The sequence below is a fragment of the Chromobacterium alticapitis genome (assembly GCF_002924365.1).
GTDB classification, from domain to species: Bacteria; Pseudomonadota; Gammaproteobacteria; order Burkholderiales; family Chromobacteriaceae; genus Chromobacterium; species Chromobacterium alticapitis.
This window is the reverse complement of sequence record NZ_PQWB01000011.1, coordinates 108,886-125,336: the sequence shown is the minus strand read 5'-3', so window position 1 is coordinate 125,336 and position 16,451 is coordinate 108,886. Positions and strand designations below refer to the sequence as shown.

At 64.4% G+C, this 16,451-nt stretch carries 21 protein-coding genes; 12 read left to right on the top strand and 9 right to left on the bottom strand.

Annotation, left to right across the window (positions count from 1 at the left end; genetic code table 11):
• Positions 1-117: 117 nt before the first annotated feature.
• A complete protein-coding gene (locus C2I19_RS02920) occupies positions 118-1,332 on the top strand; it encodes an HD-GYP domain-containing protein (RefSeq protein ID WP_103901217.1) in 1,215 nt (404 codons plus the stop codon).
• Positions 1,333-1,475: 143 nt separating this feature from the next.
• Here the strand turns inward: C2I19_RS02920 and C2I19_RS02915 are convergent, their stop codons facing one another.
• Complete coding sequence (locus C2I19_RS02915) at positions 1,476-2,201, bottom strand: 16S rRNA (uracil(1498)-N(3))-methyltransferase (protein WP_103901216.1); 726 nt, start codon at positions 2,199-2,201, stop codon at positions 1,476-1,478.
• Positions 2,202-2,309: 108 nt separating this feature from the next.
• Here C2I19_RS02915 and C2I19_RS02910 point away from each other — a divergent pair, with 108 nt between their 5' ends.
• The gene (locus C2I19_RS02910; protein ID WP_199181060.1) at positions 2,310-3,095 is read left to right on the top strand and encodes an inositol monophosphatase family protein; all 786 of its coding nucleotides are present in this window, start codon (positions 2,310-2,312) and stop codon (positions 3,093-3,095) included.
• Here the strand turns inward: C2I19_RS02910 and C2I19_RS02905 are convergent, their stop codons facing one another.
• The 6 genes from C2I19_RS02905 to C2I19_RS02880 all read right to left on the bottom strand — a co-directional run bounded on the left by C2I19_RS02905 (position 3,096) and on the right by C2I19_RS02880 (position 9,018).
• Positions 3,096-3,443, bottom strand: a complete 348-nt coding sequence (locus C2I19_RS02905) for a DMT family protein (RefSeq protein ID WP_103901214.1) — start codon at positions 3,441-3,443, stop codon at positions 3,096-3,098.
• A 46-nt stretch (positions 3,444-3,489) separates the two neighbouring features.
• Positions 3,490-3,681: a Lar family restriction alleviation protein gene (locus C2I19_RS02900; RefSeq protein ID WP_103901213.1), complete on the bottom strand. Its 192-nt coding sequence runs from the start codon at positions 3,679-3,681 to the stop codon at positions 3,490-3,492.
• 62 nt (positions 3,682-3,743) lie between these two features.
• Positions 3,744-4,862 (bottom strand): alpha/beta fold hydrolase, encoded by a 1,119-nt coding sequence (locus C2I19_RS02895; protein ID WP_103901212.1) that lies wholly within the window; start codon positions 4,860-4,862, stop codon positions 3,744-3,746.
• 111 nt (positions 4,863-4,973) lie between these two features.
• Positions 4,974-6,323 carry an SGNH/GDSL hydrolase family protein gene (locus C2I19_RS02890; RefSeq protein ID WP_233201085.1) on the bottom strand — a complete coding sequence of 450 codons (1,350 nt, stop codon included), beginning with the start codon at positions 6,321-6,323 and terminating at the stop codon, positions 4,974-4,976.
• A gap of 206 nt (positions 6,324-6,529) precedes the next feature.
• A complete protein-coding gene (locus tag C2I19_RS02885) occupies positions 6,530-7,543 on the bottom strand; it encodes a class I SAM-dependent rRNA methyltransferase (protein WP_103901211.1) in 1,014 nt (337 codons plus the stop codon).
• 122 nt (positions 7,544-7,665) lie between these two features.
• Positions 7,666-9,018 (bottom strand): SGNH/GDSL hydrolase family protein, encoded by a 1,353-nt coding sequence (locus C2I19_RS02880; RefSeq protein ID WP_233201084.1) that lies wholly within the window; start codon positions 9,016-9,018, stop codon positions 7,666-7,668.
• Between the two features lie 233 nt (positions 9,019-9,251).
• Here C2I19_RS02880 and C2I19_RS02875 point away from each other — a divergent pair, with 233 nt between their 5' ends.
• Both C2I19_RS02875 and C2I19_RS02870 read left to right on the top strand, forming a co-directional pair.
• Complete coding sequence (locus tag C2I19_RS02875; RefSeq protein ID WP_103901210.1) at positions 9,252-10,127, top strand: HD domain-containing phosphohydrolase; 876 nt, start codon at positions 9,252-9,254, stop codon at positions 10,125-10,127.
• An 89-nt stretch (positions 10,128-10,216) separates the two neighbouring features.
• Complete coding sequence (locus tag C2I19_RS02870) at positions 10,217-11,155, top strand: alpha/beta hydrolase (protein ID WP_103901209.1); 939 nt, start codon at positions 10,217-10,219, stop codon at positions 11,153-11,155.
• Positions 11,156-11,191: 36 nt separating this feature from the next.
• Here C2I19_RS02870 and gmhA read toward each other — a convergent pair whose 3' ends face one another.
• Positions 11,192-11,785, bottom strand: a complete 594-nt coding sequence (gene gmhA / locus C2I19_RS02865) for a D-sedoheptulose 7-phosphate isomerase (protein WP_103901208.1) — start codon at positions 11,783-11,785, stop codon at positions 11,192-11,194.
• 58 nt (positions 11,786-11,843) lie between these two features.
• Positions 11,844-12,587 (bottom strand): S24 family peptidase, encoded by a 744-nt coding sequence (locus C2I19_RS02860; protein WP_158253624.1) that lies wholly within the window; start codon positions 12,585-12,587, stop codon positions 11,844-11,846.
• Between the two features lie 333 nt (positions 12,588-12,920).
• Here C2I19_RS02860 and C2I19_RS02855 point away from each other — a divergent pair, with 333 nt between their 5' ends.
• From C2I19_RS02855 to C2I19_RS02820, 8 genes are all read left to right on the top strand, one after another.
• A complete protein-coding gene (locus C2I19_RS02855) occupies positions 12,921-13,340 on the top strand; it encodes a Mor transcription activator family protein (RefSeq protein WP_103901206.1) in 420 nt (139 codons plus the stop codon).
• 29 nt (positions 13,341-13,369) lie between these two features.
• A complete protein-coding gene (locus tag C2I19_RS02850) occupies positions 13,370-13,774 on the top strand; it encodes a M15 family metallopeptidase (RefSeq protein WP_103901205.1) in 405 nt (134 codons plus the stop codon).
• A gap of 3 nt (positions 13,775-13,777) precedes the next feature.
• Entirely contained in the window at positions 13,778-14,002 is a 225-nt protein-coding gene (locus tag C2I19_RS02845) for a hypothetical protein (protein ID WP_103901204.1), read from the top strand.
• On the top strand, positions 13,999-14,562 hold the full coding sequence (locus tag C2I19_RS02840) for a hypothetical protein (RefSeq protein ID WP_103901203.1): 564 nt from the start codon (positions 13,999-14,001) through the stop codon (positions 14,560-14,562). The genes C2I19_RS02845 and C2I19_RS02840 overlap by 4 nt, the downstream gene beginning before the upstream one ends.
• Positions 14,559-14,756, top strand: a complete 198-nt coding sequence (locus C2I19_RS02835; RefSeq protein WP_103901202.1) for a TraR/DksA family transcriptional regulator — start codon at positions 14,559-14,561, stop codon at positions 14,754-14,756. The genes C2I19_RS02840 and C2I19_RS02835 overlap by 4 nt, the downstream gene beginning before the upstream one ends.
• A gap of 10 nt (positions 14,757-14,766) precedes the next feature.
• On the top strand, positions 14,767-14,982 hold the full coding sequence (locus tag C2I19_RS02830; RefSeq protein WP_103901201.1) for a hypothetical protein: 216 nt from the start codon (positions 14,767-14,769) through the stop codon (positions 14,980-14,982).
• A 49-nt stretch (positions 14,983-15,031) separates the two neighbouring features.
• Entirely contained in the window at positions 15,032-15,679 is a 648-nt protein-coding gene (locus C2I19_RS02825; protein WP_158253623.1) for a phage tail protein, read from the top strand.
• A gap of 82 nt (positions 15,680-15,761) precedes the next feature.
• Positions 15,762-16,451, top strand: a complete 690-nt coding sequence (locus C2I19_RS02820) for a DUF1834 family protein (RefSeq protein WP_158253622.1) — start codon at positions 15,762-15,764, stop codon at positions 16,449-16,451.

The window sequence follows — 16,451 nt, the reverse complement described above, 5'->3', positions numbered from 1 at the left end:
TCCGCCGCCCGCCCAGGCCAAAGCTTGCGCTGCGTCCTTGCAAATCGCCGCCGCCGGGATGATGCTTGTAACAACGCCGACAGCGGCATACGACAACCCGCTATCCGAATACGCAATATGATCAAGCGCATAGACGTCAACGATCTGAAGATCGGCATGTACATCCATGACCTGAACAGCGACTGGATGTCCCACCCCTTCCTGGTCAACCGCTTCCTGGTCCGCAAGGAGGCCGAGATCCTCAAGATCATCGAGTCCGGCATCCACGAAGTCTATATCGACACCCGCAAAGGCCTGGACCTGCCGTCCGCGCCGACCGAGGGCGAGGTGCGCCGGCAGCTGGAGAGCGAGCTGATCGAGATCGCCAGCCGCCATGCCGCGCCGCCGCGCCGGGCGGAGATGGCGGATGAGTTCGGCCGCGCCCAGCTGGTGCACAGCGAGGCCAACCTGATCGTGCGCGGCATCCTGCAAGACGTCAGGCTGGGCAAACAGGTGCAGCTGGAACAGGTGGAGCCGCAGGTGGAGAAGCTGACAGACTCCATCCTGCGCAACAACGGCGCCCTGCTGTCGCTATGCCGGATCAAGGACAAGGACAACTACACCTTCCAGCATTCGGTCAGCGTGGGCGCGCTGATGGTCAGCTTCTGCAACGCGCTGGGCATGAGCCGCGAGGCCATCCACCACGCCGGCGTAGGCGGCATGCTGCACGACATCGGCAAGATGAAAGTGCCGGACACCATACTCAACAAGCCGGGCAAGCTGACCGAGCAGGAATTCCAGGTCATGAAGTGCCATGTGGTGGAGAGCCAGAAAATCCTGCAGGCCACGCGCGGCATCTCGGAAACCGCGGTATTGGTGGCGGGCCAGCATCATGAGCGCCACGACGGCAGCGGCTACCCGGCCGGGCTCAAGGGCGACCAGATCTCGCAGCTGGGCCAGATGGCCGCCATAGTGGACGTTTACGACGCGCTGACCTCGGACCGCTGCTACCACAAGGGCATGGCGCCGACCGACGCGCTGCGCAAGATTTATGAATGGTCGAAATTCCACTTCAACCCGGAGCTGGTGCAGGCCTTCATGCGCACCATAGGCATCTATCCGGTGGGCACTCTTGTCCAGCTGGAAAGCGGCCGGCTAGGCGTGGTGATAGAGCAGAACGACAATAATCTGGTGTCGCCCAAGGTCAAAGTGTTCTTCAGCGTCAAGAGCAACACCCACATCCCGCCCGAGGTGGTGGACCTGTCGCGCAAGATGGGCTTCGGCGGCGGCGACAAGATCGTCAAGCACGAGTCGCCGGAGAAATGGAAGATAGACCCGCTGCGCTTCCTGTAGGGCGGATGCCCGGCCGCGCCGGGCGATCCGCCATCACCAGCAGTCCATCGCGCTCAATCCCTAGCGCCAATCACTGCGGACGGTACGATCCGCCAAACCTCATCGGCAGGCTATGGCGGAACGCCCGCCGGCGGGCTTCCGCCCTACCGGTAATCCCCCCAAACGGCCTGCATCGCGCCGACGGCGGCCAGGGCGGCGGTTTCGGTGCGCAGGATGCGCGGGCCCAGCTTCAGCGGCGTCCAACCCGCCTCCAGCGCCGCGTCCTCCTCCGGCCCGGAAAAGCCGCCCTCCGGCCCCACCATCAGCCAGCTGCGCGCGGGACGCTCGGCCAGCTCGGCCAGGCCTCTGTCCCCTCGCGGCGACAACACCAGCCGGACATCGGCCTCCTGCCGCTGCGCCAGCCATTCATTCAGCGTCAAAATCGGCAATACCTGCGGCACCGTGTTGCGGCCGCTCTGCTCGCAGGCGGAGATCACGATTTCCTGCCAGCGCGCCACCCGCTTATCGGCGCGCTCGCCGCTGAGCTTGACCACGGAGCGGCCCGCAGCGATGGGCTGGAACACCGCCACGCCCATTTCCACGCCCTTCTGCAGCGTGAACTCCATCTTGTCGCCGCTGGAGATGCCCTGGGCCAGGCCCAGCCACAGCGGCGTTTCACGTGAAACATCGTCGAAGCGCTCGATCACGCATTGCGCGTCGCGCTTCATCACCGCCCCGAGCACGGCGTGATACTCGCCGCCGCGTCCATTGAACAAGGTGATGGCGTCGCCGGCATTCAGCCGCAAGACTTGGACATGGCGCACCACGGCGTCGGGCAGGGACAGTTGCTGGCCGACCGCGAAGTCGGCGTCCAGATAAAACCTAGGCATGGGATATTGAAAGTCGCTGTTGATACCGGTATTTTGCTAGGTTTGCGTCGTTCGGAAAACCGCTTTTCGCGCCAACGCGGCGACGCAGCCAGGAGAGACAGGATGCAGGTGCTAGAACAGGTGATGCAGCTGGTGCGGGAGGTGGCCGCCCACGAGGTGATGCCGCGCTTTCTGCGCGTCGGCAAGAGCCGCAAGGACGACGGCACCCTGTTCACTGAAGCGGACCTGGCCTGCCAGCAGGCGCTGCAAGCCGGTTTGCCGGCCATCCTGCCGCACCCGGTGCTGGGCGAGGAAATGGAGCGCGAGGAACAGGATGCGCTGTGGGCCGCCAGCCAGGACGGCCTGTGGGTGGTGGACCCGATAGACGGCACCACCAACTTCGTCAACGGCCTGCCCTACTTCGCCATCTCGGTCGGCTTGCTGGTAAACGGCAAAAGCGAGCTGGGCGTGATCTACAACCCGGTGTCGGACGAAATGTTCTACGCCCGCCGCGGCCAGGGCGCCTGGCTGAACGGCCACCGGCTGCCGCTGAAAACCATCAATAACTGCATGGGCGACGCCATCGCCAGCGTTGAAGTCAAATACCTGCGCTCCGGCAAGCTGGCCGCGCGCATGGGCAGCGTGGCGCCGTGCGGCAGCCAGCGCAATATGGGCTCCAGCACGCTGGACTGGTGCTTCCTGGCGGCTGGCCGCTACGACCTCTATCTGCACGGCGGCCAAAGGTTGTGGGACTACGCCGCCGGCGCCGTCATCGCCGAGGAGGCCGGCGCCCGCCTGGCCAGCCTCAATACCGACGACTACTGGAGCGACGTGGTGTGGAAGCGCTCCGTGATCGCCGCGATCACGCCGGAACTGTTCATGCAATGGCACCGCTGGGTGCGCGCCAACCAGTGATCAGCCGCGGAACATGAAATACACCGCGCCGACCAGGCACAGCCCGGCCCACACGTAATCCCAGCGGAAGGGCTGGTCCATGTAGCAGATCGCGAAAGGGATGAACACCGACAGCGAGATCACCTCCTGGATGATCTTCAACTGCGACAAATTGAGCTGACCATAGCCAATGCGGTTGGCCGGCACCTGCAACAGGTACTCGAACAGCGCGATGCCCCAGCTGGCCAGCGCGGCCGCGTACCAGGGCCGCCCCGCGAAATTCTTCAGATGGCCGTACCAGGCGAAAGTCATGAACAGATTGGACAGGATCAGCAGCAGCGGGGTTTGCCAAAACGCAGCGGGAAACATCGGACATTCCTGAAGTAAAACGCATCCGCTAGACGGATGCGCGGGATCAACGCAGGCGATTCCAGTTCAGGATCGCTTCCTTCTTATTGTCGGCCTGGGCGCCTATGGCCGGGCAATTGCCCTTGTCCGGGTAGCGGCTGCATTGCACCCAGATCCGGCGGGAGCCGGCCTTGACCAATTCGCCGCGCGCGCCGCACTTCGGACACGGCTGCGGAACCAGGGGGGCGGTTTCGCTCATATCGTCTTCCTCAAGCAGACGGGGCCGCAAACGGGCCCCGTGATTCCATCCATGGATCAAGCTTAGCCTTTGCCTGAGGCTGCCGGCAAGCAAAGCCGCGGCAAAAAACGGGTCGCCAATCCATACCCCAGCCTATTGCCGGCATGCGCGCCATGCAATCGCAGGCGCAGCCAAGCGATCATGCCAGGCGCGATCCGGGGCAGGCGTTCAGCCGCGCAGTGCCCCAGTCCGGCAAAGCGCCACACCTCGGTCCGAGGCCGGGAGCGAAACGTTTCCGTTTCTTCAGCCGGCACGTAAGGATCGGCCTCGCCGTTCACCACCAATAAAGGCGAGCCGCCCGCCCGCTCCAGGCAGCCCTGGCGCCGCAGCGAAAACGCTTGCAGCCTGGCTACCACCTCTTGCCGCGACGGCATGGCCGGCAAGCCTAAAGCGTGGGCGACAATGCCCGTCATGCCATTGGGCAAATCCGCCGCGTGATCCGCTTCCAGTTCCGATGCGCCGATCAGCGGCCCTCCCAGGTTCACCGCCGCATCCACCTCGCCCATCAGGGCAAGCTTGGCCGCCCAGTGCCCGCCAAAGCTGATGCCCAACAACGCGCGCCGCCCCTCTCCCGCAAAATGGTCCAGCCATGCGCGGTAATCATTTTCCGCATCCGGCCGCAGCGAGCGCGCGCTCTCCCCGGTACCAGGCATATCCATCGCCAGCACGCGGAAACGGCCGAGCAAGGCCAGGGCCAGCGCCATGCGATGCAAGGCCATCTTCCCGGTATCGACGCCGCCGGACACACAGACCAGCGGCCACGCGCCCGCGCCGTGCGGCTGATACAGGTGCACCACGCCCAATCCCGGCTGAGCCAGGCGATCGAAACTGCATGGAAAATCAGCGGCGGCGCGCAGAAAACACTCGGTCTGCATGCGCATGGCTTCGCGCCTCAGCGGCGTGTTGGCCACGGGAAAACAGGCCGCGCCATACAAATGGGCAGCCAGCAGCCAGTTGCGGCGGGCGCAAGCGATCTCCGCCTCCCGCGCCCACTCCCGGCACCAGCCGCCCGGCCCTTCGAACCAAACATCGTTGATCCTGCTTTCAACCGTCTGGATCAGGCGGCGGGGAATGCCCCAAGCCGCAAACTGGCGGCGACGCTCCTCAAACAGCGCACGGCAATCCAGTGGGAACGTGAACATGTCCACCCTCCGCCACAAATTTCATGAGCATAACAGGGACCGGCTGACGGGCGAAAAAAACGCGGGCTTCGAAAAGCCCGCGCTTGCTCGCATCTGGCGCCCTGAGGATCGTCAGCGCTTGCGCGCCAGCGCCTGCAACGGCAAGGCGTAGCCCTGCTGGCGCGCGAAGTCAGCCACGAAGCCGCCCAACAGCAGATGGGTATGGGTGGTCGGGTGCAGATTGTCCCAGAACACGTAGGCGTCGGCGTTAGCGCATTCCGGACGCGGCGTCTGCGCCGAGATGTAAGGCAAGCTAGCATTGGCCGCGATGTTCAGGCAGGACTGCGTGGCATTGCTGACCTGGTACTTGCCCGGATTGGTCAGCAAGTCATTGAACATGGCGTAGGCGTCGAACAGGCCCAGCTTGAGGCTGGCGCCGTACTTCAGGCGCAGATTCGCCACCAGCGTGGCCAGCTTGGCGTTGTAATCCCGCACCTGCTGCGCCAGTTGGGGGGCCTTGCCGCCGCCGCTGCCGGACGGCGTGCGGGACAAGTCGGGCAGGGTCAGCACGACGATATTGCGGCCGCCGGCGGCGATGATTTTCTCCAGCGCCTTGTTCTGGTCCGCGATCACCTGGTCCACGGTGCGGCCGTAATTCAGCAAGTCGTTGCCGCCTATCAGCATGGTGAACAGCGTGTTCTCCGGGCGATAGTTGGGCGCCTTCTGCATGTATTGCGTCCAGGAATCCACTTCCTGCAGCAGGCCCGGCACCACCAGGTGCTGATCCGCCGCGGCGCCGCCTATCGCCCAGTTGTAGATGGGCAACTTCAGCTTGTCGGCCAGGTATTCCACCCAAACCGGGCCATTGCTGAAGCGGCCGACGTACCAGCTCTTGGCCGTGGGCAGCTTCCATTGCGAGGCGCCGTACATGTTCTGGGTGTCGGACAGGCTGTCGCCGAACACCACCAGCTTGTTGATGGCGTTGCCTTGGACCGCGCTGTCCAATGACCAGATGGTGTGGTTGTACGACATGACGTTGTTGGCGGCGGCCACCAGCGCCAGCGGCTTGTTGATGCCCTGCTTGGCCAGCGTCTGCTGGCAAGTGGAACGCAGCGAGTCCTGGCTGAGATCGCTGTAGAACATGTTCTTCAAGGCTAGCGGGCTGCCAGACCACCAATAGCCGTTGACGCGGAAATAGTCGCCGCTGGATGGGTCGGTCGCCCAGACATAGCTGGTTTGCGGCTTGGTCGAGGCCGCGTCCAGCCGGTAGTAGCAACGCAGATAGGTATAGGTGGCGCTGCCAGCCTGCGGCTTGGCCTGGCTGGCGGCGGCGCGCGCCTCGCTGTCGGACAAGGGCTTGCCGGCGGAAAGCACGCCATCCAGCTCATCGCTGGGCGGCTGGGACGGCTGGGTTGCTTGTGCCAGAGCCTGGCCGCTGGCCAGGGACGCCGCCAGCAGGGTCAGCGCGAAAAGTCGTTTCATGTGTTCACCCGATATCTTGTTTTTGAGAGCGGCCCAGAGCGCGGGCCAAGGCGCCGCTCCGCCGCAGGCGCACAGGATACCAAGTAAATAAATTTAAAATGAAGACTTAATTTTAAACAAAATAATTGATTTAATCGCCGAATATCCTTATTCAGCGCATAAAAAAGCCGCCGGCAAGCGGCGGCCTTTCCGGCGTCAAATCAGGCTCAAACGCCCAGCAGCACAATCTTCAACGGGTGTTTGCCGTCCGCGCTGGGGAAGTCCGCGTCCGGGACGATCCACTCTGCGGAGCGCACTTCGCGGCCCGCTTTGGCGGCGCTGCGCTTCAAGGAATCCAGCCAGGCTTCGCCGTCCACTTCTGCAACATTATTGCAACAAATCAGCATGCCGCCCGGCGCGGTCGCCAGCAAGGCCGGCTTGAACAAGGCCTGGTAGTCGTTGACCAGGTCCACCACGCCGAAGGGGCTCTTGGCGTAGCGCGGCGGGTCCAGGAACACCAGATCGAACTGCTTGGGCTCCAGCTTGGGGAAGGGAGGCATGCGCTTGCCGCGCACGCGGTCCGGCTGGCCGATGCCGGACAGCTGGCGCACGGCGGCGAACACGTCGCTGTGCAGGCAGCGCGGCCGGGTGGCCAGCAGGTTCAGCTTGGCGTTGGCGCGGCCAACGCTGAGGCTGGATTCGGCGAAATCGACATTCAACACGAAGCCGGCGCCGGCCTTGGCCGCCGCCACGCCCACGCCGCAGGTGTAGGAGAACAGGTTCAGCACGCTCTTGCCTTCGGCCAGCTGCAGCACGCGGCGGCGCGCGGCGCGCAAGTCGAGGAACAGCCAGGGATCCTGGCCCTTGTGGCGCGCCTGGTAATGGAAGGCTACGCCGTTCTCGCGAATGGTCAGATCCTGCTGGGCCACCGCCTGCTCCGCCAGGGGCAGTTCGTTGCGGATGCGCGAGTTGCCGTCGCTGCGGTCGTTGTACACCAGCGTCAGTTCGGGCAGGGTCTCGCGGTAATAGGCGCGGATTTCCGCCAGCTCCGCGTCCTCCAGCGACCGATGGAAGCTCTGCGCCAGGATTTGCTCGCCGTAGCGGTCTATGGTCAGGCCCGGCGCGCCCTCCACGCTGCCATGGAACAGGCGGTAGCAATTAGTGTCTTCGGCGGCGAGGCGCGCCACCAGTTCGGCGCGGGCGGCGGCGGCGCGGCTGAGGAGTTCGGTCAGAGTGGACATGAGGACTTTCGATTTCGGTTCGGCCAAACCGCGGCACCGCCGCGGCCGGCTCAAAACCGAATTGTAAGCCCTGGCGGACGGCGCGCCAAACGCCGTCCGACCCGAGCTTATCTGGCGGCGAATCAGCGCGCCTTCTTCAGCATCGCCATGGAGGAGGACGAACCGAGGAAATCCGCCACCGCGTTGCCCAGCAGCATGTGGGTATGCGTGGTCGGATGCAGGGTGTCCCAGAACACGAAGGTATCGGCATTGCCGCAATTGCTGCGCGGCGACTGCGCCTGCATATAGTTCAGCGACGAATCCTGATTGATGTTCAGGCAGGACTGGGTGGTGTTGGCCACCTGGTACTTGGCCGGATTGGTCAGCAAGTCGTTGAACAGTGCGAAGCTGTCGAACACCTGGATGTTGACGCCGTACTGCTGGCGCAGTGAGGCGGCCAGCGCATCCAGCTTCTGATTCAGATCCAATACCTGGGCCGCCACGGTGACGCCGCCGCTCTTGAGCTGGAACACCGGCGCGCGCGACACGTCGGGCAGCTTCAGCAGCAGGATGTTGCGGGCGCCGGACTGGATCAGGCTGGTCAGCGCCTGCTGCTCGCCGGAAATCACCTTGTCCGGCGTGCTGCCGTAGTTGACCAGATCATTCCCGCCTATCCACATGGTGAACAGCGTGGTGGCCGGATTGTAGTTGGGCGCCTGCTGCATGTACTGCTGCCAGGACTGCACCTGCTGCACCACGCCCGGGATCACCAGCTGCTGCGTGGTGACGCCGGCGCCGCCAATCGCCCAGTTGTACAGCGGCAGCTTCAGGCGCGAAGCCAGGTATTCCACCCAGACCGGGCCATTGCTGAAGTGGCCGATATACCAACTGTTCCGATTGGGCAGCGTCCACTGCGAGGCGTTGTAGACGTTCTGGTTGTCGGACAGGCTATCGCCGAAGGCGATGATCTTGTTGATGGAAGCGCCCTGCCCAGCCGGGTCATTGCTCCACACCGTGTAATTGAAGGACATGGCGTTGTCGGCGGCGAACACCATGGCCGGCTGCTGCTGTATGCCCTTGGACGCCAGCGTGCTCTGGCAGACCGAACGCAGCGCGTCCTGCGTCACGTCGCTGTAGAACATGTTCTTCCAGTCGAACACGCCGCTGGACCACCAATGGCCGTTCAGCCGGTAGTAGTCGCCGCTGGACGGATCCAGCGCCCATGCATAGTCGGTGGCCGGCTGGGTGTTGTTGCCGCCGGTGCGATAGTAGCAACGCACATAGGTATAAGTGGCGGAGCCGGGTGTCGCCGCGACGCTCATCCGCGCCGTCGAAGCGGACTTGGCCTTGGGCAAGCCCTGCTTCAGCAGTTGCGCGGCGCTGAGCGGGCCGGACGGCGACAGAACGTGGGCGTAGCGCGCGTCCGGCGCGACGGTGGCGTTGCCGGCAAAGGCGGGGGCGGCCAGAGCGGCGCCCAAGAACAACCATGCTTTCATGCGTTTTCCTCTGTATTTGTGGTGGGTGCGACGTCGATGAAATGCATACAGCCACAGCACATTAAGAAGGAAATATGAAATTTGTATATCTGGCCGGCGAAAAACCCGTAAGAAATAGATCAAACGCTCGACTGACTGTCGTGATCTCGCCAGCGCAGCATGGCCATGCCGCCGCTGTCGATTCGATACGCATATGCCATAGTGAATGAATCCACTTGCCGAGGAGAGCCGCCATGCAAGCCAGCCGCGAACTATTGAAAACCCTGTACACCATGGCCATGCTGGTGGAGGCGCGCGACGCCTACACCGGCGGCCACCTGTGGCGAGTGTCGCGCTACAGCCTGCTGCTGGCCCATGACCTGCGGCTGCCGCAGGCTGAGGCCGAGCGCATCGCGCTGGGCGGCTTCCTGCACGATCTGGGCAAGATAGGCGTGCCGGACGCCGTGCTGAACAAGCCGGACCGCCTCAGCGACGAGGAATACGAAGTCATCAAGACCCACCCCCAGGTTGGCGCGGACCTGCTGCTGGACCACCCGCTGGCCGAACTGGTGATAGACGCGGTGCTGAGCCACCATGAAACGCCGGACGGCAAAGGCTACCCGAATCGGCTCGCCGGCAAGGCCATCCCGCTGGTGGCGCGCATCGTCGGCATCGCCGACGCCTTCGACGCCATGACCAGCACCCGCCCCTATCGCAAGGGCATGCCGCTGGAAAAAGCCCTGTCCATCATCGAGGAGTGCAGCGGCGGCCAGTTCGACGCCGAGCTGGCCGAGCGCTTCGTGGCGCTGGGCCGAGCCGGCAAGCTAAGCCATGTGCTGGGCCACAGCGAGCCGGGCGTGCCTATGCAGGCCTGCCTGGCCTGCGGCCCCATCATCGCGGTGCCGTCCGATGCGGCGGAGGGGGCAGAAATCCACTGCCCGGCCTGCGGCGGCGGCTACCGGCTGAGCCGCCAGGACGGCGCGCCGGCGCTCTCGCCCACCGGCAAACGCGACCTGGTGAAAGCGCGCCAGCCCCGCGCCAACAACGGCCTGATAGACCGGATGCTGGCGGAAGGCCAAGCGCTGCAAACCCGCAAGCGGCCCGGCTTGCTGGAGATGTTGTTCGGCTAGCCGGACAGTTGGTCATATGAATTGCCGCATCAATGCCGATGGTATAGATTGCGATTGATACTCTCGCCCCATCGCACCGGAGATTGACCATGCACGCACTCCACCCCAATTTGCTGCCGTGGCTGGAGCAGTTCAACCGCGCCGTCCAACAGAAGGCAGCCGACGGCTACAAGGCCACCGCCATAGGCGCGCGCGAGGCATTGGCGCAGCTGACCGCGCAGATGGTCGCGCCCGGGCCGGACATCGCCTGGGTCAACGACGATCTGGTGCCGGGCCGCGAATACAGCGTGCCGGTGCGCATCTACCATCCCGCGCCCGACGAGGCGCTGCCGGTGCTGGTTTTCCTGCACGGCGGCGGCCACACCGCCGGCGGCGTCAGCCTCTACGACGGCATCAACCGCCGGCTGGCCGCGGCCAGCCGCCACATCGTGGTGGCGGCCGAATACCGACTGGCGCCGGAAAGCCCGTATCCCGCCGGCCTGAACGACGCGCTCAGCGTCGCAAAAGGGGTATGGGGCGTGCTGGAACAGCGGCGGCTGCCATATCGCCGACGCCTGTCGCTGGCGGGCGACTCAGCCGGCGGCGCGTTGTGCGCCAGCCTCAGCGGCAAGGCGCAGTACGACGCCTCGCTGGACATCGCGCGCCAGGCCTTGATCTACCCTTGCGTGGACTACACGCTGACCCAGCCCTCGGTGGTGGAGAACGGCAAGGATTACTTCCTCACCGCCAACCGCACCGCCTGGTATTTCGACCAGTATTTCCAGCATGGCGAGGACAGGCGGCTAGCGTCGCCGCTGCATTGGGAACTCAGCCGCCGGCTGCCAGCCACCCTGGTCGTCACCGCCGGCTTCGACATCCTGCGCGACGAGGGCCAGCTATACGCGCGCAAGCTGCAGGCCGCGGGCGTGTCCGTGGAGCAGCTCCATTTGGACGACCAGATGCATGCCTTCCTGAATATGGAAGCGCTGGTGCCGGAAGTTTGCGAGCTGACCTACCGCCGCATCGGCGCCTTTCTCAACGCGGACTGACAATCGTCGCCCGGCGCGCGGCCGCGCGCCGCGTCATCATGCTTCCGGATAGTTCTCCGGGCAGAAATGGCGTTCAGTCAGTTCAATCAGGATGTGCAGCGCCTTGATGTGCAGCTCCTGCACCCGGTCGGCATAGCGGCCGCCCGGCGTATTGACGTAGACATCGGCCAGCGGCTCCAGCTTGCTGCCGGCGCGGCCGGTCAGGATGATCACCTTCATGCCCAGCTCGCGCGCCACTTCCGCCGCGCGGATCACATTGCGGCTGTTGCCGCTGGTGCTCAAGCCCAGCAGCACGTCGCCGGCGCGGCCATGGCTTTCCAGGTAACGGGCGAAGATTTCGTCGTAGCCGTAATCGTTGCCGACGCAGCTGATGTGGCTGGGATCGCTGATCGCGATCGCCGCCATGCCGCGGCGATTATCGCGATAGCGCCCGGTCAGTTCCTCCGCGAAGTGCATGGCGTCGCACATGGAGCCGCCGTTGCCGCAGGAAAAGATCCGCCCGCCGCCTGCCAGCGCGTCGACTATGGTTTGTCCAGCCGCTGCAATAGCGGCCAGCGCCTGCGGATTGGCCAACAGATCGTCAAGCGCGCGCTTGGCCTCGGCCAGGCTGGCCTGTATATGTTTTTGCATGGGGAATTCCGATCCTTGCGAAGTTGGGGGACAGTTTACACCCAAGGCCGGCGCGGCCTCAGGCGATCTGCCTGCCGAACCAGACCACGCGGCCTATCACTTCGAATTCGCCGCCGGCGCCGGCCAGATCGACAGTGAAAGCCTCGTACAGCGGATTGGCGCTCTTGACCTGCAGCGCGCCGCCCGGCAGGCGCTGCAGCTGCTTGACGAAGATGTCGTCGCCGATGCGGATCACGAACAAACCCTCGCCGGGATTGCGCTCGGCGGTGTTGATCAGGATGGTGTCCCGGTCCTCCAGCACGCCGCTCATGCTGTCGCCCTTGACGCTGATCACCGCCAGATCCAGCGGCGAAGCGTTCAAATAGTTCTTCACCCAATAGCGCCGGAACGCCATATAGAACATAGCCTGCTCGCCCGCCGCGCTGGTTCCAAATCCAGCCGAAGCCTTCAAGTTATAACGCGGTATAAAACAGAACTCCTCGTGCACGCCGGCCGGCACGAAGTATTCGTCCCGCGCCGACGCCATCTGCGCGGCCTGCGACAGCGCTTCCGCCTCCGCCGCATCCGCGCCCGACTCGTCGCGCATGACGCCTTCGCCATGCAGCAGCCACGGCAGGCGGCAGCCGCTGCTGGCGGCTATCTTCTGCGCAGTGGCCAGCCGGGGCACGCCGCCCTTGTACCACATATTGGTGAAAGAGCCTTTGTTGATGCCCATGCGCGCGGCCCAGGCATATGGTTTTTCGGCGCCGATCAGCACCTCCAGCCGCTGTTTGAAATCTGACGTCTGCAGCGAATTATCCATTTGGAACCCCATCAGTCATTCATACCTCAGGACCGACCTCTCAGATTACTATTCCCTCGTCATTCCATCAAGTAGAACTGACATACGTAGTGACACTTAGTCGCTTGTTCGGTTCCAAATGTCGGACTAGAATGGCGACAAGATGACATTTGCAGTTCTACTTGTGTATAAATAACGCTTTGTGTTTATAAAATATCCGGCAAAATAAGACTGAGTTCCAAATTACTCGCCCTATCGCCCAAGGCTGGCAGCGCTTCGCGATACTAAGCAAATTGTAACTTATTTAGAACTTCATGTCTCCCAAAGCCGTTTTAGCCTTTCTGGAGCCTCGTGATGAACACCCATACGCAATATCCCGCCCTGCCTTCCACCATGCAACTGGTCGCCAAGCTGATCGGCATGCCGCGCACGCTGCAACTGGTGCAGGCGCTGGGCGGCACCACCCTGCCGTTTTCCAAGAACCAGAGCCGCGCCGGCCAACTGCGCTTCGCCGCGCTGGTGGATGTGATAGGCCAGGACGCGGCGGAGCAGCTGACCCACCATTTCGGCGGCGACATCCTGTACATCCCCCGCTGCAGCCAGGCTCTGCGCCAGGCGCGCAACCAGCAGTTGATCCGCGATTTCGACGCCCTGCTGGCCGATGGCCTGGGCGCCAACGAAACAGTCAGCGTGCTGGCGATGCGTTACCGCCTGAGCGACCGCATGATCTGGCGTGTGTTGAAAACCCCTCCGGCGCCGAGCGAGGTGCATTGATTCCTTGACCACGCTTTAGGAGAACCCGCATGGCCAGCCGCGCCATTTCCGATCTGCATCCGCAACTGCAACCGCTGGCCGAAACCTTCTTGCGACGCTGCCGCGATCATGGCGTAGACCCGCTGATCGTCTGCACCTGGCGCTCGGCCGCGGAACAGGACGCGCTTTATCAGCAAGGGCGGAGCAAGCCTGGCGCCATCGTCACTTATGCCCGCCCCGGCGAATCCGCCCACAACGACATGCTGCACGGCAGTCCCGCCGCGCGCGCCTTCGACGTCGTGCCCCTGCTTGGCGGCAAACCCGTCTGCGAAGCCGACCATCCCCATTGGCAGACCATGGGCGGCATCGCGCTGAGCCTGGGCCTGTACTGGCATGGCCAGCTGGATGCCCCCAATCCCGACTTCCCGCACTTTCAACTGTCACTGGAGCCCTGAAGCATGCATCTCGCCGATCTGCTATGCAGCCCGCACAGCCGCCGCATCAGTCACAGCCGGCTGTGGGCCAACGTGGCCTGCGCCGCCGCCACCGCGATGTTCGTCCGCGACGGCTGGCGCGGCGCGCTGACGCCGGACATCTGGGTGATCTATCTAGGCGTGGTGGGCGGCTATTCCGCCTCGCTGCGCATGATCGCCGCCTATCGCGACAAAGGGCAATCGTCATGATGCCGCTCCCCGCCTGGCGTCTTGGCGGCTGCCTGCTCCTGCCCATCCTGGCCGCCGCCGCCGGCTATGCCGCGGGCAGCGCCCACAGCAACCATTACTGGCAGGCGCGGCTGGCAGCCAGCGTCGCCGGATTTCAAGCCGAGCGCAGCCAGCAATTGCAGCGGCAACAGGCTGCCGCGCTGGCGCTGCAACAGCAATGGCGGCAGCGCACAGACCGGCTGGAAGGCCAGCTGCTGGACAAACAACAGGCGCTGCTGACGCTGCAGCGTCGCAACGCGCAAAGGATAGACGATGTCGCCCGCAACGATGGTCCCCGCTTTACTGGCCTTGGTCCTGACAGCCTGCGCCTCTACCGCCAGCTCCTCGGCTACCCCGCCGAGTTGCCCGGCGCCCAGCCCCTATCTGCTGGCGCTGCCGCCCAAGCCGCCGGCGCCGATGGCGGGCTACCGCCACCCGACCTCCTCGCCCACGCCGCCGACTACGGCGCCTGGTGCGGCGAACTCGAGCAACGCCTCATCGCCTTGAAACAACTCTACTCCCGACAGGACCCCCAACCATGAGCGACTTCTTCGATCGCGCCAGCGAGCTGGAAACCGAATTCCGCGAGCAGGCGCTGGCCCGCCATTTCCAATCCTTGCACAGCAGCGGCTACAGCCACTGCGAGGACTGCGGCGATCCCATCCCCGCCGCGCGCCGCGCCGCCATGCCCAGCAGCACGCGCTGCGTGATCTGCCAACAGCTGGCCGAGCGATGAAAGGTTTCACGTGGAACACGACAACCTGATGGCCCTGGGCCGGATAGAAGGCAAGCTCGACATGATCGTCGCCCACCTGGCCAAACAAGACAAAAAACTGGAAGAGCTGGACAGCCGCCTGCGCGATGTGGAAGTCCAAGCCGCCAAGAGCGGCGCGCTGTCGGGCGCCCTGTCCGCCCTGCTGGTCACCCTGGCCGGAGAATTTCTCAAGCGCTTGGTGCATTAAGCCACATCCCTCCCCCCTCCCTCCCGCAACCTTAACCAAGGAGCATCTCATGTCCCAAACCACCATCTGCATCAAACCACAATTGCAATTCAACTTAGTCGGCCATGAAGACGCTGCGGCCTCCTCTGATGGCAAAGGCGCGCAGTTTCAGATGAGCGCCGGCTGCTGCGGCCAGGAGGGAAGCGTCGCCGCGCAAGGCGTGCCTAGCGGCGCCATCATGCACTTTGCCATGGAAAAAGCGCCCGAAGGCTGGTTGAAGGCGGATGGCAAGGCCTATGCCAAGAAAGATTACAGCGCGTTGTTCAGCGCGATCGGCGACGTGTACCGCGAAGCGAAGAACACCGATGACGCCATGTTCAATGTGCCCGATTTGCGCGGCGAATTCATCCGCGGCTGGGATGATGGTCGCGGCGTCGACCCCGCCCGCAAGAACGGCAGCTTGCAGAAGGGCACGCTGGTCGTCGCCAATGAATATTTCAGCGACAACGAGCTGTACAACATCAGCACCAATATCGGCACCGGCCAAGCCGTGGCAGGCACTGCCGCGTTTGGCGCCGACGCGCCGGACCTGGCCGGCTACCCAGGACTGGAGCTGCACTATATCACCGGCAATAAGGGGGTACTGGGCAACTACACCAGCTCGGTGGGCGCCGCGCGTCCCCGCAACCTCGCCATGCTCGCCTGCATCAAAATCTGACCCCGCACTGACAGCCCTCACCTAAGCCGGCGCCCCCTCCCGCCGCATACTTTCCCCATCCCACATTCTCCAAGGAATGATCATGTCCATGCTGATCACGCTGCAAACCGCCATCGCCGACCGCCTGCGCCAAGGCATGGGCCAGATGGTGCGCGAAGTGGCGGCCGACCTAGACGAAACCGGCCTCTGCGGCCTGCAGCTGGCCCACGGCGACTACAGCAGCCGCCTCACGCCAGGCCAGGCCAGCCCCACGATCAACCCGCAGGCGCTGGCCCGCCTGCCGGCGCTGTGGACCGTGGCCGGCGGCATCACCTCCAGCCAGCCGCAATCCAGCCAGCGCCTGCGCTACAAGGCTAACGCGCTGTTCACCGTCGTCGTGGGCGACCGCCTGCAGATCGACGCCGCCTACAAGGGCGCTGGCGTCTGGCAGCTGGTCTACGCGGCGCGCCGCCTGCTGGCCTCGCAGGACTTCGGCCTGGCCATCAATCCGCTGCTGCCGGAAAAAGTGCGCCCGCTGGGCCAGGCGCCGCGCGACGGCCAGCCGTGGAGCCTGGTGGCCTGCGACTTCAGCACTTATTGGCTGGACGAGGCGCTGGACAACGGCCACTGGCCGGCGCCGCAAGGCGACGCCGATCCGGACGCGCTGTTCCGCGCCTTCGGCGGCCGCTTGGAAACCCCTGCCCAGCCGGCGCAAAGCGTGCAGCTGAATTACGTCCCTGCCGGCGCCGCCGGCGTCAAGGCGCAAGACACCGTCAACGCGCCCAAGTCCTGA